Origin of the sequence: Bradyrhizobium sp. HKCCYLRH1034 (assembly GCF_051168375.1) — a bacterium.
In the GTDB taxonomy this organism is placed as follows: Bacteria; Pseudomonadota; Alphaproteobacteria; order Rhizobiales; family Xanthobacteraceae; genus Bradyrhizobium.
The window spans coordinates 352157-375161 of record NZ_JBNPUW010000007.1 but is presented as its reverse complement, the minus strand read 5'-3'; the positions used below and the strand labels follow the sequence as shown (position 1 = coordinate 375161).

Below are 23005 nucleotides of genomic sequence, written 5' to 3'. Positions count from 1 at the left end.
GATCTCGGAACAAGCCCCAGGGAAGCTGCAAGGCGAGCATGTCCAGCGCCGGATTCGTCCATCTCCACGTCCATTCCGCCTATTCGCTGCTGAAGGGCTCGATCAAGATCGGCAAGCTCGGCGAACTCGCCAAGGCCGACCGTCAGCCGGCGCTGGCGCTGACCGACACCGACAACATGTTCGGTGCGCTCGAATTCTCCGACAAGATGGCGAGCTATGGCATCCAGCCGATTGCCGGCTGCGAGCTCGCCATCGATTTCGGCGACATGGACCCGAATGCCCGCAATGCCGGCGCGGTCGCGCAGCCCTCGCGAATCGTCCTGCTCGCCGCACGCGAGGAGGGCTACCGCCACCTGATGCGGCTGAACTCGCGCGCCTTCCTGGAGACGCCGACGCACCAGGCGCCGCACATCAAGTTCGAGTGGCTGAACGAGGGTGTCGATGGTCTGATCGCGCTCACGGGCGGGCCCGATGGCCCGATCTCGCTCGCGATCCAGCACGACATGGCGGCACTTGCGACGCAGCGCTGCGAGCGGCTGGCAAGCCTGTTCGGCGACCGCCTCTACATCGAGCTGCAGCGCCACGGCGTCGACCGCGAGCGCCGCGTCGAAGGCGGCCTGATCGATATCGCCTATGGCAAGGGCCTGCCGCTGGTCGCGACCAACGAGCCGTATTTCGCGACCGCCGACGACTACGAGGCGCATGATGCGCTGCTGTGCATCGCCGGCGGCCATCTGATCGCCGACACCGAGCGCGTGCAGCTGACGCCGGATCACCGCTTCAAGACCCGTGCCGAGATGGCGGTGCTGTTCGCCGACCTTCCGGAGGCCTTGGCCTCGACGATCGAGATCGCCGAGCGCTGTTCGTACCGGCCGCGGACGCGCAAGCCGATCCTGCCGTTCTTCACGGTCGGCGCCGGCACCGGCAGCGATGCCGTGGACGCCGCCAGCGCCGAGGCCGCCGAGCTGAAGCGACAGGCGGAGGAGGGTCTGGAGCGGCGCCTCAAGGTGCACGGCATGGCGCCGGGCATGACCGAGGAGGACTATCAGAAGCGGCTCGCCTTTGAGCTCGACGTCATCATGCGCATGAAGTACGCGGGCTACTTCCTGATCGTGTCGGACTTCATCAAATGGGCCAAGGCGCACGGCATCCCGGTGGGACCGGGGCGCGGCTCCGGTGCAGGCTCGCTGGTCGCCTGGGTCTTGACCATCACCGACCTCGACCCGATGCGGTTCGCGCTGCTGTTCGAGCGCTTCCTCAATCCCGAGCGCGTCTCGATGCCGGACTTCGACATCGACTTCTGCCAGGACCGCCGCGGCGAGGTGATCTCCTACGTGCAGCAGCGCTACGGCCGCGACCAGGTGGCGCAGATCATCACCTTCGGCACGCTGCAGGCGCGCGGCGTGCTGCGCGACGTCGGCCGCGTGCTGCAGATGCCCTACGGGCAGGTCGACAAGCTCACCAAGCTGGTGCCGCAGAATCCGGCCGCGCCGGTGACGCTCGCCGCCGCGATCGAGGGCGAGCCGAAGCTGCAGGCCTTCCGCGACGAGGACCCGGTGGTGGCGCGCGCCTTCGACATCGCGATGCGCCTCGAAGGCCTGACGCGGCATGCCTCGACCCACGCCGCCGGCATCGTCATCGGCGACCGGCCGCTGAGCGAGCTGGTGCCGATGTATCGCGATCCAAAATCGGACATGCCGGTCACCCAGTTCAACATGAAGTGGGTCGAGCCCGCCGGCCTCGTCAAGTTCGACTTCCTCGGCCTGAAGACGCTGACCGTGCTCGACGTCGCCGTGAAGCTGCTGAAGCAGCGCGACGTCCACGTCGATCTCGCGACCCTGCCGATCGACGACGCGCCGAGCTATCAGATGCTGGCGCGGGGCGACGTGGTCGGCGTGTTCCAGGTTGAAAGCCAGGGCATGCGGCGGGCGCTGATCGACATGCGCCCGGACCGCTTCGAGGACATCATCGCGCTGGTGGCGCTGTATCGTCCCGGTCCGATGGCCAACATTCCGACCTACTGCGCCCGCAAGCACGGCGAGGAGGAGCCGGAATATCTGCACCCGATCCTGGAGCCGATCCTGAAGGAGACCTTCGGCGTCATCATCTACCAGGAGCAGGTGATGCAGGTCGCGCAGCAGATGTCCGGCTATTCGCTCGGCGAAGCCGATCTCCTGCGGCGCGCCATGGGCAAGAAGATCCGCGCCGAGATGGACAAGCAGCGCGTACGCTTCGTCGAAGGCGCCGTCAAGAACGGCGTGCCGAAGGACCAGGCCGACACGATCTTCGACCTGCTCGCCAAATTCGCCGACTACGGCTTCAACAAGTCGCACGCGGCCGCCTATGCGCTGGTGTCCTACCACACCGCCTACATGAAGGCGCATTATCCGGTGGAGTTCATCGCGGCGTCGATGACGCTCGATCTCAACAACACCGACAAGCTCTCGGAATTTCGTGCCGAGGCGCAGCGCCTCGGCATCAAGGTCGAGCCGCCGTCGATCAACCGCTCGGGGCCGACCTTCGAGGTCAGCGGCAACACCATCTTCTACGCGCTCGCGGCGTTGAAAGGCGTCGGCCCGCAGGCGATCGAGATGATCGTCGAGGCCCGCAACAAGGGCGGCCCGTTCACCTCGCTCGCCGACTTCGCCTCTCGCGTCAATCCGCGCGCGATCAACAAGCGCATCATCGAGACGTTGGCGGCGGCCGGTGCGTTCGACGTGCTCGACAAGAACCGCGCCCGCGTGTTCGCCGGCGCGGACGCGATCGTCGCCGCCTGCCAGCGCGCGCACGAGGCCGCCACCTCCGGCCAGAACGACATGTTCGGCAACGCCGCCGATGCGCCCGCGATCATCCTGCCGAACATCGAGAACTGGCTGCCGGCCGAGCGTCTGCGGCGCGAATATGATGCGATCGGCTTCTTCCTGTCGGGCCATCCGCTCGACGACTACGCGGCGGCGCTGAAGCGCCTGCGCGTGCAGAGCTGGGCCGAGTTTTCGCGTGCGGTGAAGACCGGCGCGACCGCGGGCAAGGTTGCCGCCACCGTGGTGTCGCGCATGGAGCGGCGCACCAAGACCGGCAACAAGATGGGCATCATGGGTCTGTCGGATCCGACCGGCCATTTCGAGGCCGTGCTGTTCTCTGAGGGCCTCGCACAATATCGCGACGTGCTCGAGCCGGGCGCGGCGGTGCTGCTGCAGCTCGGCGCCGAGCTGCAGGGCGAGGATGTCCGCGCGCGGGTGCTGCATGCCGAGCCGCTCGATGATGCCGCCGCCAAGACGCAGCGCGGATTGCGCATCTTCCTGCGCGACACCAAGCCGCTCGATTCCATCGTCAAGCGCCTGCAGGGGCCGGAAGGTGCCGCGGTCAATGGCAACGGGGCGATCGCCAAGAGCGCCGCGCCGCCGTTGGCGCCCCGCACCGCAGCAGGCGAAGGCGAGGTGTCGCTGGTCATGATGCTGGACCTCGAAACCGAGGTCGAGATGAAGCTGCCGGGGCGCTTCAAGGTTTCGCCACAAATCGCAGGTGCCATCAAGGCGGTGACCGGCGTGGTCGACGTGCAGCAGCTGTAATCGAGGCGATCGTTCCGCTGGAGCGGCTGCGTCCGGCGATCTTGCTGGTCGAACGGGGGGACGAGGAACAAAAAAGCTGCGCGTGGGCTGTACGGACATGCCTCCGTTCAACCGCGGTTCAGCCATTCTCCCGCTGAATCCGCGGCGGGTGCCTCGAAGGGGCTTGAACCATGCGCTTGACCAAGATCACCGCGAAGATCGTCCTGAGTGTCTCGCTCTGCCTGCTCGCCTTGGCGGCCTTGCCGCGGCTTGCCGCAGCGCAGCAGCCCGGCGCCGAAAAGCGTATCGCTCTGGTGATCGGCAACGGGGCCTATGCCAAGGGCCCGCTGGCGACGGCGGCCAACGACGCCGGCCTGATCGCGCAGACGCTGCAGGCCGCGGGCTTCGATGTGGTCGGCGCGCGCGATCTCGATGCCGACACGCTGCGCAAGAGCTTTCGCGATTTCATTCACAAGGCCCAGTCAGCCGACACCAACACCGTCGCAATGGTCTATCTGGCCGGCTACGGCATGCAGCTCGCCGGCGAGAACTATTTTCTTCCCGTCGACGCCAACATCGGCAGCGACGTCGACATTCCGACCGAAGGCCTGCGCCTCAGCGACTACATCCGCCAGCTTGCGGCGACGCCGGTGAAGGCCAGCGTCGTGGTGCTCGATGCCGCCCGCCAGCAGCCCTTCATCGCCAGCGGTCCGGCGATCGCCGGCGGCCTGGCGCTGGTCGAGCCCGATGCCAACATGCTGATCGCCTTCAATGCGGCGCCGGGCACGATCGCGCCGAACGAGACCGGCGCCTACGGCGTCTACGCGCGCTCGCTCGCGGAGATGATCCGCTCCGGCGGCCTGTCGCTGCCGGAGGTGTTCGACCGGCTGCGGCTGCGCGTCAACGAGGAGACCAAGGGCGCGCAGGTGCCGTGGGATGCGCAGAAGATCCAGGCCGCCTTCACCTTCTTCGAGCGGGCGCCGGACGCGCCGGCCACGCCGGATTCGCCGGAGCAGACCGCGGCGCTGCGCTCGCGCCCGATCCGCGAGCTGCCGGTGCAGGAGGCCTATGCCGCGGCGCTCGAGCGCGACACGCTGCAGGGCTATGAGGATTTCATCGCCGCCTATCCGAGCGACCCGCTGGCGCGGCGCGTGCGCGCCCTCGTCGCCGCTCGCCGCGAGGCGCTGACCTGGCGACGGACGTTTCGCACCGACAGCCCGGAGGCCTATTGGTCCTACCTGAAGCGCTATCCCTATGGCGCGCATGCCGAGGACGCCCGGCGGCGGCTGGCGATGTTGTCGGCACAGCCGGCGCCGCCGCCGACCTTCGCGATGATCGAATATGACGTGCCGCCGCCGCCGCTCGACGAGGTGATCTATGTCGAACGTCCGGTGCTGCTGTTCTCGGATCCCGAATTCGATTTCGTGCCGCCGCCCCCGCCGCCGGTCTACATCCTGCCGCCGCCTCTCCCGGAGTTCGTGGAGCTGCCGCCGCCGTTCGCGCCGGTCGGCCTGTTCATCCTGCCGCGGCCGGTGTTCGTGCCGATCCCGGTCTATGTCCGGCCGCCGGCTTTCGTTGCGCCGCCGCCGAACAACATCATCTACCAGAACATCCACAACCCGACCGTCATCAACACCGTGATCAATCGTCCGACGCCGCCGGCCGCGCCGATCACTGCCGGCCCCGCGGCCGTGACGACGCCGGCCGTGGCGGTGGCACCGGCCCTGCCGCCGGCCGTCGCGCAGCGCGCCACGCTGATCCAGCAGGGCAAGGTCCCGCCGCCGGGAGGACCGCTCACCAATCCCACGGTCCGGCCCGGTGCAGCACCGGCCATTCAGGCCAACGCTCCGCCGGGCGGACCCTCGCCCGCCATGACGGGACCCGGGCAGGGGCATGCCAATGTCAATCCGCTGCCGGTGCCCGGTCGCGGGGGTCCGCCGGTGCCACCATCGGTTCAGGCTCCTAATCTGCGCCAGCCGGCACCGGCATCGCCCTCTGCCGCGCTGCCACCGCCCGCGCGCCAGGATCTGCGCGCGAACCGCACGCCGCCGGGCGCAGTCGTGCCGCAGTCCGCAAGGCCATCGGTGACGCCGTCCCGTCCGGTCATGCCGTCAGCCGTTCCGCGCGGGCCTGAGGTGAGCCCGCGCATTCAGCAGGCGACGCCACCGCAGATCCAGCGCCGCCCGCCGCCACCACCGGCGACGGCGCGTCTGAGTCCGCCACCGGCGCCGCCACGACCGCCGGTTGCACCGATGGTTCGGGCGGCTCCGCCACCTCGGCCGGCGCCACCGCCGCCGCAAGTCATGCGTCCGTCCGCTCCGCCACCGATGGCGCGTCCTGCGCCTCCACCGCAGATGGCGCGTCCCAGTCCCCCGCCGATGGCCGCCGTGGCCCGGCCGGCGCCGCCACCGCCGCCGATGGCACGGCCCGCGCCGCCGCCGCCACGTCCGGCGGCCCCGCCGCCGGGCAAGAGATGTCCGCCGAACGTCCCGCATTGCTGAGCCGCCGCGCGTTGGCCTGAGGTCGGCGCGGTTGCAACATCGGCCTGTTTTCGATATGGCCGGACCGCCGGACTGATCGATCGTGGGCGCAGGACGTCGGCGGCCGACGACGTGTTGCGGGGGCATCAGTGATATCAGCGTTTGTCGGGACCTTGCGCACGCTGTCTTTGCGAAGCTCAATCATGGCCGCGCTTTGCGGCGTCGGTATCGCCGGCCTGCCATCGCCAAGCGATGCTCAAGCGCTGCCGGGCGCCGAAGCCGTCTATGCCTCGGCGCCGCCGCGCCTGCTCCAGATCCGCACGCTCGTGGCCGATGCCGGCCGCCAGACCTCGACCGGATCCGGCTTTCTGGTCTCCGCCGACGGGCTCGCGGTCACGAACTATCACGTTGTGTCGGATGCAGCACTCGAGCCGAAGACATACCGGCTCGAATATACGGGAGCCGATGGCACGCAGGGCGGCGTCACGTTGCTCGCTGTCGACCTGCCCAACGATCTCGCGCTCGTTCGCGTCGACAAGCAGAACGCGCCGTTCTTTTCGTTCGACAAGGCCGCGCTCGACGGCAGCCTGCCGAAAGGCGAGCGGCTCTATTCGCTCGGCAACCCGCTCGACCTCGGCTTCACCATCATCGAGGGCACGTATAACGGGCTCGTCGAGCACAGCTACAACGATCACATCCATTTCACCGGCGCGCTCAATCCCGGCATGAGCGGTGGGCCGGCGGTGAATGCGCAAGGCCAGGTGGTCGGCATCAACGTCGCCACGCGCCGCGGCGGCCAGCTCATCAGCTTCCTGGTGCCGGCGCGCTTCGCGGCCGCGCTCCTGGCGCGCGGCCAAGATGCCAGGCCGGCGGCGGCCGATCTGCACAAGGACGTGATCGCGCAGCTTACGAGCTGGCGTGGAGCGCTCTACAAGTCGCTGGGCGAGGAGGGCTTCCGCGATCGGGTGTTCGGCTCCTATCAGGCGCCGGAGACGCGCGCGGGCTGGTTCGAATGCTGGGCGAGCACCAATGCCAGCGCGTCGCCGAAGCCGCGCGCCAGCATCAATTCGACCAGTTGCAAGGCCGAGGCCAGCGTCTATGTCGCCTCCGACCTCAACACCGGCGTGGTGGAGGTCAGCCACTCCTACGCGAAATCGATCGACCTCAATCAATTCCAGTTCGCGACCGTGCTGACGCAGCTGGCGCAGCCGCGACTCACCCAGGGCGGCTCGTTCCGCAAATGGTACACGCCGCAGCATTGCCATGCCGATTTCGTCGGCGTGACGCCGGCGGCCGCTCATCCGCCGCTACGCGTGCTGTGGTGCGCGCAGGGCTATCGCGAGTTCGACGGCCTCTATGACGTCGTGCTGGTCGCGGTGACGCAGGACCATGCCGACGAGGCGCTGGTGTCGCGGCTGAACCTGCAGGCGATCGCCTATGACGACGCCTTGCGCCTCGGCAAGAGCTTCCTCGAACGCCTGCAGGTCGCACGATGATCTGGATCGAGATCCTCTCCAAGCATCGCGACGTCGCCGGCCGCTTCCGCGTCGATGCCGCCGAGATCAGCATCGGCCGCGGCTACGACAATCACGTCATCCTCGACGATCCCTATGTCGCCGCGCGCCATGTGCGAATTTTCCGCGACGGCGAGGGGCGCCTGGTCGCCGAGGATCTCGGCAGCGCCAATGGCCTCTTTCTCGATCGCGGCAAGAGCCGGAAGCCGCAGCTCGTCCTCGACGGCGCCAAGCCGATCCGGATCGGCCAGACGCTGCTTCGGATCCGCGACGCCGGCCATGCCGTCGAGCCGGAGCGGCTCGCGGGCTCCGAACGCGGGGCGCTGCCGATCATCGCCGCGATCGCCCTGGGTGTCGTCCTGCTCGCAATCAACGCGGTGATGACCTGGTTTGCGCAGACCTCCGAGGCGCATCTGTCCGATTATCTCGTGCCGACCGTCACGATGATCGGGGTGGTCGTCGCATGGGTTGGCGTCTGGGCGCTGCTGGCGCGGCTGTTTTCCGGCCGCTCGCATTTTCTGCGCCACCTCCTGATCGCGCAGGCCGGTCTGATTGCGTTCTGGGTCTACAGCGAGTTCGCCCAGATTGCCTCGTTCGCCCTGACCTGGAGCGCTGTCTTCATCTACGGCTACGTCGTCTCGTGGATCGTTCTCGCCGCGACCTGCTTGCTGCATCTGCGTGAGGTCGGACGCACCCATATGCTCGCCAAGGGCCTGGTGGTCGGCCTTTTGCTGGTGGTCGCGATCGCGATCCAGACCGTGCAGCGGTCGGAGGCGTTGGCGAATTCCGGCCGTCCCAACGTCAGCCACGTGCTGATGCCGCCGTCCCTGCGCCTGGTCCCGGTGCAGGACGATCAGACCTTCTTCGGAGACGCCGCGCGGCTGAGGGCGAAGCTCGATGCCGACCGCGCCGCGCTGGCCCCGGCCGGTGTGGAGCGCTGATCACAGTTCCACTGTCTTTGCTCCCGGAGATTGAAAGTTCCCTGGTTCCCGTCATAGCCTCGAACCCCGGGTTTCTACGGGGAGGGGGCAATGAACAGGCGAGCGCTGCTGGGATTGGGAGCGGCATTTCTGGTATCAGGATGCCTGACAGGCAAGGAAGGCACCGAATACGCTGTGGTGTCACAGAAGATCGGGGCACCGCGTGCCGGGCAGTCCCGCATCATCATCATGAGCTTGAAGGATGCCTGGCTGGACCGGACCACGTGCGACGCCAAGGTCGATGGCGTCGCGCTGAGCCGCCTGATCCCCGGAACCTATGTCTACGTCGACCGTCCGGCCGGTCCGCACCACCTCGTCGCCACCCAGACCCTGTTCCCAGGCGACTCGGTGCTCGATTTCAACACCGAGCCGGGGCGGACCTATTTCTTCTCGATCAGGCCCAGTGATCGGTCCAGGGCTATGCAGGGCGGCGGCATGGCGTTCGGCCTGCTCGGCATGGGCGTCATGGCCGCGGCCTCGTCGGGCGCCGACAACAAGGGTCCGGTCGACTTCGTTCCGCTGCAGGAGGGGCAGGCCCGGACGGCGATGGTTGAGCTCCTGCAGGCCGAATAAGCCCATTTTCCTTGCGTTGCGCCAAAATCCGGCTATATAGCGCGCCATCTCACACGGAAACTTGGCTCTCCTAGAGGGCGTCCGGTGGCAAGCCGGGCCTTGACGGCCCGTTTTTGCTCACGCGTTTCCGGAGGAATCAACCGGAGAATATCCAATGGCGCTGCCTGAATTCACGATGCGTCAGCTGCTCGAAGCTGGCGTGCACTTTGGTCACCAGTCTCACCGCTGGAATCCGAAAATGGCCGATTTCATTTTCGGAGCCCGCAACAACATCCACATCATCGATCTCGCCCAGACCGTGCCGCTGCTGCACACGGCGCTGCAGGCCGTCAGCGACACCGTCGCCAAGGGCGGCCGCATCCTGTTCGTCGGCACCAAGCGCCAGGCGCAGGACAACGTGGCCGATGCAGCCAAGCGCTGCGCGCAGTATTTCGTCAATTCGCGCTGGCTCGGCGGCACGCTGACCAACTGGAAGACGATCTCGGCCTCGATCAAGCGCCTGCGTCATCTCGACGAGGTGCTGTCCTCGGGCGAAGCCAACTCCTACACCAAGAAGGAGCGGCTGACCCTGCAGCGCGAGCGCGACAAGCTCGACCGCTCGCTCGGCGGCATCAAGGACATGGGCGGTCTGCCCGACATGATCTTCGTGATCGACACCAACAAGGAAGACATCGCGATCCAGGAGGCCCAGCGCCTCAAGATCCCGGTGGCCGCGATTGTCGACACCAATTGCGATCCGAAGGGCATCACCTATGTCGTGCCCGGCAATGACGACGCCGGCCGCGCCATTTCGCTGTACTGCGACCTGATCGCGCGGGCCGCCATCGACGGCATCTCGCGCGCGCAGGGCGAGCTCGGGATCGACGTCGGCGCCTCGGCGGCTCCGCTCGAGGAAGATCTTCCGGCTGCGTCCACTTCGACGTTCCAGGGTCTGCCTGGTCCGCGCGGCACCGCCGATGATCTCAAGAAGCTCACCGGCGTGTCCGGTGCGATCGAGAAGAAGCTCAACGACCTCGGCATCTTCCACTACTGGCAGCTCGCCGAGCTCAACCACGACACCGCGCACCAGATCGGCGAAGAAGTCGGTCTCCCGAGCCGGGCCGATGCCTGGGTCGCGCAGGCCAAGTCGCTCGCCGACGCGTAAGACGACACAACACCATTCTGGCCGGCGTCTCACGCCGGCCGTCGCGACTGAGATAGGTTTTTCCTGGCAGCGGGCGGCGACGAGCCATCCGCTGCGTCGCGCTTTGGACAGGCAAAAGGACGTTCAACGATGGCTAATATCACCGCAGCGATGGTGAAGGACCTGCGCGAGTCGACCGGCGCGGGCATGATGGACTGCAAGGCCGCGCTCACCGAGAACGGCGGCGACATGCAGGCCGCGCAGGATTGGCTGCGCAAGAAGGGCCTGTCGAAGGCCGCCAAGAAGGCCGGTCGCGTTGCGGCCGAGGGCCTGATCGGCGCGCTGACCTCCGGCAAGAAGGGCGTGGTCGTCGAGGTCAATTCCGAGACCGACTTCGTCGCCCGCAACGAGCACTTCCAGGGTCTGGTCAAGATGATTGCCCAGGTCGCGCTCGACGTCGGGGCCGACGTGGAGAAGATCAAGGCCGCCAAGGTGGGCAGCATCACGGTCGAGGCCGCGATTGCCGATTCGATCGCCACCATCGGTGAGAACCAGACGCTGCGGCGTGCGGCTTCGCTCGAAGTGAGCCAGGGCGTCGTGTCGAGCTACGTCCATGGCGCCGTCATCGAGGGTGCCGGCAAGCTCGGCGTGATCGTGGCGCTGGAGTCGCCCGGCAAGACCGACGAGCTCGCCGTGCTCGGCCGTCAGCTCGCGATGCACGTCGCCGCGGCCAATCCGCAGGCGATCGATGCGGCGGGTCTCGATCCGGAGCTCGTCAAGCGCGAGAAGGACGTGCTCGCCGACAAGTATCGTCAGCAGGGCAAGCCGGAAAACGTGATCGAGAAGATCGTCGAGTCCGGTCTGAAGACCTACTACAAGGAAGTCACCCTGCTCGAGCAGGCCTTCATCCATGACAGCGGCAAGTCGGTCGCGCAGGCGCTGAAGGAAGCCGAAGGCAAGGTCGGCGGTCCGATCAAGGTTGCCGGTTTCGTCCGCTATGCCCTCGGTGAGGGTATCGAGAAGGAAGAGACCGACTTCGCTGCCGAAGTCGCCGCCGCCAGCGGCAAGAAGTAACGACTGAGCACAGTTACGATCCGGCGCGGCGTTCGCGCCGGATCTCAACGCGCGGGATAGGAGAGCATTGGCACATGGCTGAGCCGGTCTATCGTCGCGTCGTGGTCAAGCTGTCCGGCGAATATCTCGCGGGCCCTCATTCCTTCGGCATCGACCAGCCGACCGTCGACCGCATCGCCGATGACCTCATCGCGGCCCAGAAGCTCGGCGTCGAGATCGCCGTCGTGGTCGGCGGCGGCAACATGGTGCGCGGCGTCGAGGTGTCGTCGCAGGGCGTGTCGCGTCCGACCGGCGACACCATGGGCATGCTCGCCACCGTCATGAACTGCCTGGCGCTGGAAGCCGCCATCCAGCGCAAGGGCACCCCGGCGCAGGCGCTCTCCGCTTTCGTCATGCCGGAGGTGTGCGAGCTGTTCACCCGCGCTGCGGCGCACAAGTCGCTGGCCGAAGGACGCATCGTCGTGCTCGGGGGCGGCACCGGCAATCCCTATTTCACGACCGATACCACAGCGGTCTTGCGGGCGGCCGAGATCGGTGCCCAGGCCGTGCTCAAGGCCACCAATGTCGATGGCGTCTATAGCGCCGATCCCAAGAAGGATCCGGCCGCCAAGCGCTTCGACCGGCTGACCCATTCGCAGGCCATCGAAGGCGGCTACAAGGTCATGGACGCGACCGCATTCGCCCTTGCCCGGGAAACGTCGCTGCCTATCATTGTGTTCTCCATTGCCGAACCGGGCTCGATCGGCGCGATGCTGCAGGGCGAAGGGTGCGGCACCATCGTCGCGGGGTGAGCCGCGGCACCGTCGGCCGCCGGTGTTGGACCGATCCCGAGCCTGCGGTAGAAGCGTAAGCGAGACAGGAATTCATCCGGGAGTCGCCCGAGTCCGGCCGCAGGCATTTCAAGGCCTGGCAGAGCCGGCCGCAACGCCCCGGATTGCAGAAAGGAAAGCGTGATGAGCACGGGCAATTTCGACCTCAACGAACTGAAGCGCCGCATGCAGGGCGCGACCCAGGCGCTGAAGCACGAGCTCGGCGGCCTGCGCACCGGCCGCGCCTCGGCATCGATGGTGGAGCCGGTCCAGGTCGAGGCCTATGGCTCGCACATGCCGCTCAACCAGCTCGCGACCGTCTCCGTGCCCGAGCCGCGCCTGCTCTCGGTGCAGGTCTGGGACCGCTCCATGGTCAAGGCCGTCGAGAAGGCGATCGTCGATTCCAACCTCGGCCTGTCGCCGGCGACCGAAGGCCAGGTGATCCGGCTGCGCATTCCCGAGCTCAACCAGGAGCGGCGCAAGGAGCTGGTCAAGGTCGCGCATAAATATGCGGAAGCTGCCCGTGTCGCCGTCCGCCATGTCCGCCGCGACGGTCTCGATACCCTCAAGAAGCTCGAGAAGAATCACGAGATGTCCGAGGACGATCAGGAGCGCCTCGCTGCCGACGTGCAGAAGGCGACCGACAGCGTGATCTCGGAGATCGACCAGCTGCTGGCGGCGAAGGAAAAGGAAATCCTCACCGTCTGAAGGATGCGCTTGATGTCCAATGCCGCGGCCCCGATGACGGAGGCGCCGGACCGGTCCGACGGACCGGCCCATGTTGCCATCATCATGGATGGCAACGGCCGCTGGGCTGCGGCCCGCGGGCTGCCGCGCGCGGAAGGGCATCGCCGTGGCGTCGAGGCGTTGCGCCGCGTGGTGCGCGCCTCGCATGAGCTCGGCATTCGCTATCTCACCATCTTCTCGTTCTCGTCCGAGAACTGGTCGCGTCCGGCCAGCGAGATCGGCGACCTGTTTGGGCTGCTCCGCCGCTTCATCCGCAACGATCTCGCGACCCTGCATCGCGACGGCGTGCGTGTCAGGGTGATCGGCGAGCGCGACGGGCTCGAGCCCGACATCTGCGCGCTCCTCAGCGAGGCCGAGGAACTGACCCGGGGCAACACCAAGCTCACGCTCGTGGTCGCCTTCAACTACGGCTCGCGCCAGGAGATCGCGCGCGCGGCGCAGCGTCTGGCCCGCGAGGTCGCCGAGGGCCGGCGCGATCCGGCTTCGATCGATGCCGATGCGATCGGCGCTCATCTCGATGCGCCCGATATTCCAGATCCCGATCTCATCATCCGCACCAGCGGCGAGCAGCGGCTGTCCAACTTCCTGATGTGGCAGGCGGCCTATAGCGAGCTGGTGTTCGTGCCGATCCATTGGCCCGACTTCGACAAGGCCGCGCTGGAGGGCGCGATCGCCGAGTTCGGCCGGCGTGAACGCCGCTTCGGCGGTCTCGTGGCGAAAACCGCCTCGTGACCAAACCGGATACCGCAGCCGTGAGAGACGCCGCCAACGCCGCGCAGCGCAATGATCCCGCGCCGCCGAAAAAGGCTGCAACCAGCAATCTGGTGATGCGGGTGGCGGCGGCGCTGGTGCTGGTGCCGCTGGCGCTCGGCGCCGCCTATGCCGGCGGCGTATTCTGGACCGCACTGGTCACGGTGGTCGCGGTCGGCCTGTATCTCGAATGGCTGATGGTGGTGGGCGAGGTTCGCACGGCCAGCGTCGGCACGGCCGGCGCACTGGCCATCGGCGTTGCCGGCCTTTGCTGCGCCTATGGCCTGATCGACTTCGCCGTCGTCGTGCTTGGGCTCGGCCTGGTCGCGGTCATGGCGCTCGCTGCGGGACGTCGCGCCTGGGTGGCCGCCGGCTTCGCCTACGCGTCGGCCGCCGAGCTCGGCTCGGTGCTGGTGCGCTTCGATGCGGCCGAGGGATGGCATGCGCTGGTGCTGGTGTTTCTGGTCGTATGGGCCAGCGACATCGGCGGCTACGTGGCGGGCCGCAGCATCGGCGGGCCGAAGCTCGCGCCGCGGATCAGCCCGAACAAGACCTGGGCCGGCGCCGTCGGCGGCTTCGCCGCCAGCCTCGTCGCCGCGGCCGCCTGGTCGATGGCCGGCGCCGGCGGCCTGATGGCGATGCTCATGCTCGCCGCGGCGCTGTCGGTGGTCTCGCAGCTCGGCGACCTGCTCGAATCTGCGGTGAAGCGGCAGTTCGGGGTCAAGGACTCCAGTCACATCATTCCCGGCCATGGCGGCCTGTTGGATCGCCTGGACGGCTATGTCGCGGCGATCGTCGTCGCTGCGTTGCTCGGTTTGCTGCGCGGCGGCCTCGATGGCGTCGGCCGCGGTCTTCTGGTTTGGTGACCGGCAGCGCGGCTGGCCGGTCGAGATTGTTTGGTGAGAACATGAGCGCAGTGCCATTGCGGAACAACAAGGCCGGTCTCGCGGAGGTGCGCAGCGTCACCGTGCTCGGCGCCACCGGCTCGATCGGCGATTCGACCATGGACCTCGTGCGCGGCGCGCCGGAGCGCTACCGCGTCGAGGCGCTGACCGGCAACAGCAACGTCCAGGGCCTGGTGAAGCTGGCCCGGGAGTTCAACCCGCGCTTCGTGGCGGTGGCCGATCCGGCCGGCCTCGACGAGCTGCGCGACGCGCTGGCGGGCACCGGGATCGAATGCGGGGCAGGGGAGAGCGCCATCATCGAGGCGGCAGCCCGTCCCGCCGACTGGGTCATGGCCGCCGTCTCCGGTGCCGCCGGCCTCAAGCCGGCGCTCGCCGCGGTGGACCGCGGCGCGACCGTGGCGCTCGCCAACAAGGAATGCCTGGTCTGTGCCGGCGATTTCTTCATGGAGCGGGCCGCGCGGGCTGGCGCCTGCATCCTGCCGGCCGATTCGGAGCACAACGCGCTGTTCCAGGCGCTGTCCTCGGGCAATCGCGAGGAACTGGTGCGGGTGATCATCACCGCCTCCGGCGGCCCGTTCCGCACCTGGGCGCCGGCCGATATCGAGCAGGCGACCTTGGCCCAGGCGCTGAAACATCCGAACTGGAGCATGGGTCAGAAGATCACGATCGATTCGGCCTCGATGATGAACAAGGGCCTCGAGGTGATCGAGGCGTCCTACCTGTTCGCGCTGTCGCCCGACGAGATCGACGTCCTGGTCCACCCGCAGTCGATCGTCCACGGCATGGTCGAGTTCTCCGACCGTTCGGTGGTGGCGCAGCTCGGCGCGCCGGACATGAGGATTCCGATCGCCCACTGCCTGGGCTGGCCGGAGCGCATCAAGGGGCCGTCGGCCCGGCTCGATCTCGCCAAGATCGGCACGCTGACCTTCGAGGCCCCGGACTTCGAGCGGTTCCCCGGTCTGCGGCTGGCGTACGATTCGCTGCGCACTGGGCGCGGCGCGACGACGGTGTTCAACGCGGCCAACGAGGTCGCCGTCGCGGCCTTCATCGCTGGTCACATCCGGTTCGGTGCGATCGCCCGGCTGGTCGAGGCGACCCTCGAGGACTGGACGCGTTCGGGTAATCTGGCACCGTTGACCTCGGCGGACGACGCCATCGCCATTGACCATGACGCGCGAAAAAGGGCCTCCGGCCTCTTGCCTCAAATCGCCGCAAAAGCATCTTAAAGGGTTGGACGGGCCACCGGCCCATCGGGAAGGTCATCGATGTCGGAATTTTTCCACCATATCTTCAATACGTTGAGCCACGGCCTTCTCGGCTACATCGTCCCGTTCCTGTTCGTGCTGACGATCGTGGTGTTCTTCCACGAACTCGGCCATTTCCTGATCGCGCGCTGGGCCGGCGTGAAGGTGTTGACGTTTTCGCTCGGATTTGGCCCAGAACTGATCGGTTTCAACGACCGCCACAACACCCGCTGGAAGATCTCGGCGATCCCGCTCGGCGGCTACGTGAAGTTCTTCGGCGACGAATCCGAGGCCTCGACGCCGTCGGCCGAGGCGCTCGCCAAGATGACGGCCGAGGAGCGGGCCGACAGCTTCCACCACAAGACCGTCGGTCAGCGCGCTGCGATCGTCGCGGCCGGCCCGATCGCCAATTTCATCCTCGCGGTCATCATCTTCGCCGGCATGGCGCTGTATTTCGGCAAGCCGAACACGACCCCGCGGGTCGATGCCGTCCAGCCGGACAGCGTCGCGGCCCAGGCCGGCTTCAAGGACGGTGACGTCGTCGCCGCCATCGACGGCCGGGCGATCGAGACCTTCGCCGACATGCAGCGCGTCGTCTCGGTCAGCGCCGGCACCGAATTGTCCTTCCTGATCAAGCGGGACGGCACGGAACTCACCCTGAAGGCGACGCCGGCGCTCAAGGAGGTCAAGGACCTGTTCGGCAACAGCCACCGGATCGGCGTGCTCGGCATCCAGTACAACGCCAAGCCGGACGAATCGCGGTCGATCCCCGTCGGGTTCCTCGAGTCGATCAAGATCGGTTTCGAGCAGGTCTGGTTCATCATCTCCACGACCTTCAAGTTCATCGCCTCGCTGTTCGCGGGCGCCGGGAGCGCCGGCGACGTCGGCGGTCCGATCCGAATCGCACAACTCTCGGGACAGGCAGCCAGCCTCGGCTTCCAGTTCGTTGTGCAACTGTGCGCGACGCTGTCGGTCTCGATCGGGCTCCTGAACCTGTTCCCGGTTCCGCTGCTCGATGGCGGACACCTGTTGTTCTATGGGGTCGAGGCCGTCCGCGGCCGGCCGCTGTCAGAGCGGGCGCAGGAGATGGGGTTCCGAATCGGCCTCGGGCTGGTCCTCATGCTCATGGTCTTTGCAACCTATAACGATATCCTTCACCTCGCCGGGTCCTGAGCGCGGCTTTTTTACGACGTGGCCGTTGGGCAACGTTTTGAAACGAATTTGAAAATTCAGAGAGATCCGGCGTTTGCCGCCGGGTCCAAATTGGCTACAAGCGAACGACAAATGGGAATCTGTCGGGTTCGTAGGGGTACGGAACCGGCAACGGAATATAAGGGCGCGTAGCGCATGAAGTTCGGATTGCGGGTGCGGGGGGGCTTGGCGGCCGCCTTTATCATGTTCGCCGGCCCGGTGGCTTTGCCGCTGGCGAGCGTGGTTCTTTCGTCGCCAGCTGCGGCTCAGACGGTCAACTCGATCGAAGTGGTCGGTAACCGCCGCGTCGAGCTGGAGACCATCCGCTCGTACTTCAAGCCGGGCCCCGGCGGGACGCTCGACGCCGGCCGGGTCGATGACGGCCTCAAGGCGCTGATCGAGACCGGCCTGTTCTCCGACGTGAAGATCAACCGCCAGGGCGGGCGCCTGATCGTCACGGTCGTCGAGAACCCGGTGATCGGCCGCGTCGCGTTCGAGGGCAACAAGAAGGTCAAGGACGAGCAGCTCCAGGCGGAAGTGCAGTCGAAGCCGCGCGGCACGCTGTCGCGCCCGATGGTGCAGTCCGACGCCCAGCGCATCGCGGAGATCTATCGCCGCTCGGGCCGTTACGACGTGCGCGTCACGCCGGAAATGATCGAGCAGCCGAACAACCGCGTCGACCTGATCTTCACGATCGAGGAAGGCGCGAAGACCGGCGTGAAGTCGATCGAGTTCGTCGGCAACAACGCCTTCTCGTCCTATCGCCTCAAGGACGTCATCAAGACCCGCGAGACCAACCTCCTGAGCTTCCTCGGCTCGGGCGACGTCTACGATCCGGACCGTGTCGAGGCCGACCGCGACCTGATTCGCCGCTTCTACCTGAAGAACGGCTATGCCGACGTGCAGGTCGTGGCTGCGCTCAGCGAGTACGATCCGGAGCGCAAGGGCTTCCTCGTGACCTTCAAGATCGAGGAAGGCCAGCAGTACCGGGTCGGTTCGGTCGACTTCCAGTCGTCGATCGCGACGCTCGACGCCACCACGCTGCGCGGATATTCGCGCGTCAGCGTCGGCTCGCTCTACAACGTCGAGAACATCGAGAAGTCGGTCGAGGAGATGCAGATCGAGGCCTCGCGGCGCGGCTACGCGTTCGCGGTGGTCCGTCCGCGCGGCGATCGCAACTTCGAGGCTCATACGGTGTCGGTCGTGTTCGCCATCGACGAGGGCCCGCGCACCTATATCGAGCGCATCAACATCCGCGGCAACACCCGCACCCGTGACTACGTCATTCGCCGCGAGTTCGACATCTCCGAGGGCGACGCCTACAACCGCGCCCTGGTGGACCGTGCCGAGCGCCGCCTGAAGAACCTCGACTTCTTCAAGGACGTGAAGATCGTCACCGAGCCGGGCTCTTCGAGCGACCGCGTGGTTCTGAACGTCAACCTGGAAGAGAAGTCGACCGGCGACTTCTCGATCTCCGGCGGTTATTCGACCACGGACGGTGCGCTCGCCGAGGTCTCGATCTCCGAGCGCAACTTCCTCGGCCGCGGCCTGTTCGCCAAGGCGTCGGTGACCTACGGCCAGTTCGCCCGCGGCTACTCGCTGTCGTTCGTCGAGCCCTATCTGCTCGACTACCGGGTCGCGCTGGGCCTCGACCTCTACCAGCGCCAGCAGCTCGCCAACAACTTCATCTCCTACGGCACCAAGACGCTCGGCTTCAGCCCGCGCCTCGGCTTCCAGTTGCGGGAAGACCTGTCGCTGCAGCTGCGCTACTCGATCTATCGCCAGGAGATCTCGCTGCCGGCGACGCTGTCGGACTGTAACAACGTCGCGGCCGGCACCCTGATCGGCAACCGCTTCGTGCCGTTCAATCCGACGCCGGCGTTCATCAATGCGAATGGTCTCGCCGATCCGAACGGCGGTCTCGGCTGCTTTGCCAATGGCGAGGCCTCGCTGCCGGTCCGCCAGGAGCTGGCGAACGGCGCGACGCTGACCTCGGCACTCGGCTACACGCTGAACTACAACACGCTCGACAACAACAAGAACCCGACCGACGGCCTGCTGGTCGACTTCAAGCAGGACTTCGCGGGTGTCGGCGGCGATGTGTCGTACCTGAAGACCGCGTTCGATGCGAAGTACTTCACCCCGCTGGTGTCGGACATCGTCAGCATCGTCCACCTCCAGGGCGGCATCCTGAACAAGATCGGCAATACGCAGCTGCGCATGCTCGATCACTTCCAGATGGGTCCGAACCTGGTTCGCGGCTTCGCTCCGAACGGCATTGGTCCGCGCGATATCAATCCGTTCGGCACGCAGGACGCGCTGGGCGGCACCAAGTACTGGGGCGCTTCGCTCGAACTGCAGATGCCGTTCTGGTTCCTGCCCAAGGAGACGGGCCTGAAGGGTGCCGTTTACGCCGACGCTGGCGGCCTGTGGGGCTATCAGGGTCCGACGTCCTGGGCTGCGACGGGCGAGGTTAATACCCCCGGCTGTATCAAGCCGACGCGCAACCCGAACAACGCCGGCACCTGCCTTGGTCTGCAGTTCGATGACCAGAACAAGGTCCGGACCTCGGTCGGCGTGGGTCTGGTGTGGGCGTCGCCGTTCGGTCCGCTGCGCTTCGACTACGCGATCCCGCTCACCAAGGGTCAGTTCGACCGGACGCAGGAATTCCGGTTCGGCGGCGGTACATCGTTCTGAGCCTGGGCCGATCGAATCCGGGTTGGCATCGACCAACCTCGCCGGTGTAAGAAATGGGAGCTCGGTTCCGGGACACCGGAGCCGGGCTCTGACTTTTTGTCTTGAGAGTACGACGGAATGGCCCAGCCGACCTTCTTCCAATCGCCGCCGCCCACGACCCTGGCAGCGATCGCCGCCGCCGCCAAGGCCACCCTGGTCGACCCATCCCGCGGCGAGCAGGTCGTCAAGGGACTGGCGTCGCTCGACGAGGCCGGCCCGATGCATCTGGCGTTCTTCGACAACCTCAGATACGCAGGCCAGCTCGCCGGGACCAAAGCGGGCGCCTGCCTGGTCAGTCCGCGATTCGAGGCGCGCGTGCCGTCCCACGTCGCAGTGCTTCGCGCCAATCAGCCGTTCCGCGCCTTCGTGCAGCTCGCGCGCGAGTTCCATGCCGACGCACTGCGGCCGCAGCCCTGGTTCGGCGACGATGGAATCTCGCCTCAAGCCATCATCGATCCCACCGCGCGGCTGGAGGACGGCGTCATCGTCGAGCCGCTGGCGGTGATCGGCGCCCATGTCGAGATCGGCTCGGGGACGATCGTTGGTGCGGGTGCCGTGATCGGTCCCCACGTCAAGATCGGTCGCGACTGCAATGTCGGCGCCCGCACCGTCATCCAGTGCGCGCTGATCGGCAACGACGTCCTGATCCATCCTGGCTGCAGCATCGGCCAGGATGGCTACGGCTTCATCTTCTTCGGCGCGGATGGGCACACCAAGGTGCCGCAGACCGGGCGGGTGCTGATCCAGAACCATGTCGAGGTCGGCGCCGGCACGACGATCGACCGTGGCAGCCTGCGCGACACGGTGATCGGCGAGGGCACCAAGATCGACAACCAGGTGCAGATTGGCCACAATGTCACAATCGGACGGCATTGCCTGCTGGCGGCCCAGATCGGGCTGGCAGGAAGTCTCACGATCGGCGACAACGTCGCGCTCGGGGCGAAGGTTGGTATCAACAATCACCTGACGATCGGCGATGGTGCGCAGGTGACGGCGATGAGCGGCGTCAAGGACGACATTCCGCCGAACGGCCGGTGGGGCGGTTTCTTCGCCAAGCCGACCAAGCAGTGGTTCCGCGAGATCGTTGCGGTGGAACGGCTGGTGCGAGATTCGACCGCGACGAACAGGGACGAGGGACGGGAGTGATGGAGGAGTCACCCATCAGGTTTGCGGACGTCGACATCAACGAGATTCTCAAGACGCTGCCGCACCGTTATCCATTTCTCCTGATCGACCGCGTGAAGAACATCCGGGCCGACTACAGCGGCATCGGCGTCAAGAACGTCTCGATCGGCGAGCCCTGCTTCCAGGGGCACTTTCCGGAGCGGCCGGTCTATCCGGGCGTGCTGATGATCGAGGGCATGGCCCAGACCGCCGGCGTGATCGGCATCAAGTCGGTCGAGGGCACGGAAAAGCCGCGCGCGGTGTATTTCCTCACCATCGACAAGTGCAAGTTCCGCAAGCCGGTGCTGCCCGGCCAGACCATCGAGTATCACATGCGCTCGATCGGCCGGCGCAAGACGATGTGGTGGTTCCACGGCGATGCCAAGGTCGACGGCGTCGTCGTCGCCGAGGCCGATGTCGGCGCGATGCTGACCGACTGACGGGCTGGTAGAAAGTTGATTGCGTCGAAATGAGCAAGATTGATCCCACCGCACGCGTCGAGGATGGCGCCGTCATCGGTGAGGGGACCGTGATCGGTCCTTACTGCATCGTCGGCCCCAACGTCGTGATCGGGGCCAACTGCAAGCTGATCAGCCACGTCCAGATCATGGGCCACACCACGCTCGGCGATGACAACGTGATCTCGCCCTTCGTCGTGCTCGGCGGCGCGCCGCAGGATCTCAGCTATCGCGGCGAGCCGCATCGGCTCGAGATCGGCTCCGGCTGCACCTTCCGTGAAGGCGTGACGATGAACATCGGCACCACGAAAGGCGGCGGCCTGACCAAGGTCGGCAATGCCGGGTTCTTCATGAACAATGCCCATGTCGCCCACGATTGCGTTGTCGGCGACAACGTGATCTTCGCGACCTCGGCGACACTTGGCGGCCATGTCGAGGTCGGTGATTCCGTCTACATCGGCGGCCTGTCCGCGGTGCATCAGTTCACCCGCATCGGCCATGGCGTGATGGTCGGCGGCGTCTGCGGCGTACGCGGCGATATCATTCCGTATGGCCTCGCCAACGGCCAGTATGCCGCGCTCGAAGGTCTCAACGTCATTGGCATGAAGCGCCGCAAGTTCACACGCGAGCGCCTCGCCACGGTGCGTGCCTTCTATCAAAAGCTTTTCCATGGCCCCGGCGTGTTCGCCGATCGCCTCGCGGCGGTGCGGCCGCTGGCCGGCGAGGATCCCGCCATTGCCGAGATCCTCGCCTTCATCGATGGCGGCCGACATCGCGCCTTGTGCCTGCCCGAGATCGGCAGGCCGGCCATCGAGCCGTAGCGCCATGGCGACGCCGGCCGCCGTGACCTCTCCGCCGATCGGCATGATCGCCGCGGGCGGGGTGCTGCCTTTCGCGGTCGCCGATGCCATCGTCGCGCGCGGCCAGACGCCGGTGCTGTTCGCCTTGAAGGGCATCTGCGATCCAAAGCCGCTGGCGCGCTTCCGTCATCACTGGATCGGCCTCGGCCAACTCGGCAATGCCCTGAAGCTCCTGAAGGCCGAGGGCGTTCGCGATCTCATGTTCATCGGCAATCTCGTTCGTCCGGCCGTGTCGGAGATCCGCTTCGACTGGGGCACGCTGCGCGAGCTGCCCTACATCTGGTCGGCCTTTCGCGGCGGTGACGATCATCTGCTGTCCGGCGTCGGCCGCATCTTCGAGCGTCACGGCTTTCACATGATCGGCGTCAAGGACGTCGCCCCCAATCTGCTCGTGCCCGAAGGGCGGCTGACGCGGAGCGGGCCCAACGATCTGGTGACTGGCGACATCGCCAAAGGAATGTCCGTGCTCCGCGCCATGGCGCCGTTCGATGTCGGGCAGGCCGTGGTCGTGATCGACGGCCACGTCGTTGCGCTCGAGGACATCGAGGGCACCGACGGGCTGCTGGCCCGCGTGGCGCGGCTGCGCGCCGATCGCCGCATTCGTGCTGCTGCCGGGCGCGGCGTGCTGGTGAAGGCGCCCAAGGCCGGCCAGGACCTCCGCTACGACCTGCCGACCATCGGTCCGCGAACCATCGAGGGACTTTCGGCCGCGGGTCTCGCCGGAGTCGCCGTCGCTGCCGCCTATACTCTGCTCGCCGATCCCCAGGAGACAGTGGCTGCCGCCGATCGGGCAGGCGTGTTCATCACGGGTGTCACGGCGTGACGCCCCGGCCTCCGGCAGGCCCGGCC

At 66.8% G+C, this 23005-nt stretch carries 18 protein-coding genes; all 18 read left to right on the top strand.

Annotated elements, in window-relative coordinates; genetic code table 11:
• Positions 1 to 38 precede the first annotated feature (38 nt).
• Positions 39 to 3569: a DNA polymerase III subunit alpha gene (gene dnaE / locus ACQR0W_RS19415; RefSeq protein WP_316170123.1), complete on the top strand. Its 3531-nt coding sequence runs from the start codon at positions 39 to 41 to the stop codon at positions 3567 to 3569.
• A gap of 170 nt (positions 3570 to 3739) precedes the next feature.
• Positions 3740 to 6049, top strand: coding sequence for a caspase family protein (locus ACQR0W_RS19410; protein ID WP_316187147.1), 2310 nt, complete (start codon positions 3740 to 3742; stop codon positions 6047 to 6049).
• A 182-nt stretch (positions 6050 to 6231) separates the two neighbouring features.
• On the top strand, positions 6232 to 7524 hold the full coding sequence (locus ACQR0W_RS19405) for a S1C family serine protease (RefSeq protein WP_315827151.1): 1293 nt from the start codon (positions 6232 to 6234) through the stop codon (positions 7522 to 7524).
• Positions 7521 to 8483 carry an FHA domain-containing protein gene (locus tag ACQR0W_RS19400; protein ID WP_315827150.1) on the top strand — a complete coding sequence of 321 codons (963 nt, stop codon included), beginning with the start codon at positions 7521 to 7523 and terminating at the stop codon, positions 8481 to 8483. The genes ACQR0W_RS19405 and ACQR0W_RS19400 overlap by 4 nt, the downstream gene beginning before the upstream one ends.
• Positions 8484 to 8573: 90 nt before the next feature.
• The gene (locus ACQR0W_RS19395) at positions 8574 to 9095 is read left to right on the top strand and encodes a hypothetical protein (protein ID WP_315711595.1); all 522 of its coding nucleotides are present in this window, start codon (positions 8574 to 8576) and stop codon (positions 9093 to 9095) included.
• 154 nt (positions 9096 to 9249) lie between these two features.
• Positions 9250 to 10239, top strand: a complete 990-nt coding sequence (locus ACQR0W_RS19390; RefSeq protein WP_315711596.1) for a 30S ribosomal protein S2 — start codon at positions 9250 to 9252, stop codon at positions 10237 to 10239.
• A 129-nt stretch (positions 10240 to 10368) separates the two neighbouring features.
• A complete protein-coding gene (gene tsf / locus ACQR0W_RS19385; RefSeq protein ID WP_315711597.1) occupies positions 10369 to 11292 on the top strand; it encodes a translation elongation factor Ts in 924 nt (307 codons plus the stop codon).
• A 74-nt stretch (positions 11293 to 11366) separates the two neighbouring features.
• A complete protein-coding gene (gene pyrH, locus ACQR0W_RS19380; RefSeq protein ID WP_316170125.1) occupies positions 11367 to 12083 on the top strand; it encodes a UMP kinase in 717 nt (238 codons plus the stop codon).
• Between the two features lie 162 nt (positions 12084 to 12245).
• On the top strand, positions 12246 to 12809 hold the full coding sequence (gene frr, locus ACQR0W_RS19375) for a ribosome recycling factor (protein ID WP_315711599.1): 564 nt from the start codon (positions 12246 to 12248) through the stop codon (positions 12807 to 12809).
• Positions 12810 to 12821: 12 nt separating this feature from the next.
• Complete coding sequence (locus ACQR0W_RS19370; protein WP_315827149.1) at positions 12822 to 13580, top strand: isoprenyl transferase; 759 nt, start codon at positions 12822 to 12824, stop codon at positions 13578 to 13580.
• On the top strand, positions 13577 to 14464 hold the full coding sequence (locus ACQR0W_RS19365; RefSeq protein ID WP_316170126.1) for a phosphatidate cytidylyltransferase: 888 nt from the start codon (positions 13577 to 13579) through the stop codon (positions 14462 to 14464). Before ACQR0W_RS19370 ends, ACQR0W_RS19365 begins: the two co-directional genes overlap by 4 nt.
• A gap of 41 nt (positions 14465 to 14505) precedes the next feature.
• Positions 14506 to 15729 (top strand): 1-deoxy-D-xylulose-5-phosphate reductoisomerase, encoded by a 1224-nt coding sequence (dxr, locus tag ACQR0W_RS19360; protein ID WP_315711602.1) that lies wholly within the window; start codon positions 14506 to 14508, stop codon positions 15727 to 15729.
• Positions 15730 to 15768: 39 nt separating this feature from the next.
• Complete coding sequence (rseP, locus tag ACQR0W_RS19355; protein WP_315750909.1) at positions 15769 to 16920, top strand: RIP metalloprotease RseP; 1152 nt, start codon at positions 15769 to 15771, stop codon at positions 16918 to 16920.
• A gap of 174 nt (positions 16921 to 17094) precedes the next feature.
• A complete protein-coding gene (gene bamA, locus ACQR0W_RS19350; protein ID WP_315711604.1) occupies positions 17095 to 19635 on the top strand; it encodes an outer membrane protein assembly factor BamA in 2541 nt (846 codons plus the stop codon).
• Positions 19636 to 19752: 117 nt separating this feature from the next.
• Positions 19753 to 20820 (top strand): UDP-3-O-(3-hydroxymyristoyl)glucosamine N-acyltransferase, encoded by a 1068-nt coding sequence (gene lpxD, locus ACQR0W_RS19345; protein WP_315711605.1) that lies wholly within the window; start codon positions 19753 to 19755, stop codon positions 20818 to 20820.
• Entirely contained in the window at positions 20820 to 21278 is a 459-nt protein-coding gene (fabZ, locus tag ACQR0W_RS19340) for a 3-hydroxyacyl-ACP dehydratase FabZ (RefSeq protein WP_284418776.1), read from the top strand. Before lpxD ends, fabZ begins: the two co-directional genes overlap by 1 nt.
• A gap of 29 nt (positions 21279 to 21307) precedes the next feature.
• The gene (lpxA, locus tag ACQR0W_RS19335; RefSeq protein WP_315711606.1) at positions 21308 to 22117 is read left to right on the top strand and encodes an acyl-ACP--UDP-N-acetylglucosamine O-acyltransferase; all 810 of its coding nucleotides are present in this window, start codon (positions 21308 to 21310) and stop codon (positions 22115 to 22117) included.
• 4 nt (positions 22118 to 22121) lie between these two features.
• Positions 22122 to 22979: an LpxI family protein gene (locus tag ACQR0W_RS19330; RefSeq protein ID WP_315750910.1), complete on the top strand. Its 858-nt coding sequence runs from the start codon at positions 22122 to 22124 to the stop codon at positions 22977 to 22979.
• Positions 22980 to 23005 lie beyond the last annotated feature (26 nt).

Coding starts and splice junctions, on each gene's coding strand:
- ACQR0W_RS19395 (WP_315711595.1), top strand. CDS start 8,574: ATGAACAGGCGAGCGCTGCTGGGATTGGGAGCGGCATTTCTGGTATCA.
- bamA (WP_315711604.1), top strand. CDS start 17,095: ATGAAGTTCGGATTGCGGGTGCGGGGGGGCTTGGCGGCCGCCTTTATC.
- ACQR0W_RS19330 (WP_315750910.1), top strand. CDS start 22,122: ATGGCGACGCCGGCCGCCGTGACCTCTCCGCCGATCGGCATGATCGCC.
- dnaE (WP_316170123.1), top strand. CDS start 39: ATGTCCAGCGCCGGATTCGTCCATCTCCACGTCCATTCCGCCTATTCG.
- lpxD (WP_315711605.1), top strand. CDS start 19,753: ATGGCCCAGCCGACCTTCTTCCAATCGCCGCCGCCCACGACCCTGGCA.
- frr (WP_315711599.1), top strand. CDS start 12,246: ATGAGCACGGGCAATTTCGACCTCAACGAACTGAAGCGCCGCATGCAG.
- ACQR0W_RS19370 (WP_315827149.1), top strand. CDS start 12,822: ATGTCCAATGCCGCGGCCCCGATGACGGAGGCGCCGGACCGGTCCGAC.
- pyrH (WP_316170125.1), top strand. CDS start 11,367: ATGGCTGAGCCGGTCTATCGTCGCGTCGTGGTCAAGCTGTCCGGCGAA.
- dxr (WP_315711602.1), top strand. CDS start 14,506: ATGAGCGCAGTGCCATTGCGGAACAACAAGGCCGGTCTCGCGGAGGTG.
- ACQR0W_RS19405 (WP_315827151.1), top strand. CDS start 6,232: ATGGCCGCGCTTTGCGGCGTCGGTATCGCCGGCCTGCCATCGCCAAGC.
- rseP (WP_315750909.1), top strand. CDS start 15,769: ATGTCGGAATTTTTCCACCATATCTTCAATACGTTGAGCCACGGCCTT.
- tsf (WP_315711597.1), top strand. CDS start 10,369: ATGGCTAATATCACCGCAGCGATGGTGAAGGACCTGCGCGAGTCGACC.
- ACQR0W_RS19400 (WP_315827150.1), top strand. CDS start 7,521: ATGATCTGGATCGAGATCCTCTCCAAGCATCGCGACGTCGCCGGCCGC.
- ACQR0W_RS19390 (WP_315711596.1), top strand. CDS start 9,250: ATGGCGCTGCCTGAATTCACGATGCGTCAGCTGCTCGAAGCTGGCGTG.
- lpxA (WP_315711606.1), top strand. CDS start 21,308: ATGAGCAAGATTGATCCCACCGCACGCGTCGAGGATGGCGCCGTCATC.
- ACQR0W_RS19410 (WP_316187147.1), top strand. CDS start 3,740: ATGCGCTTGACCAAGATCACCGCGAAGATCGTCCTGAGTGTCTCGCTC.
- fabZ (WP_284418776.1), top strand. CDS start 20,820: ATGGAGGAGTCACCCATCAGGTTTGCGGACGTCGACATCAACGAGATT.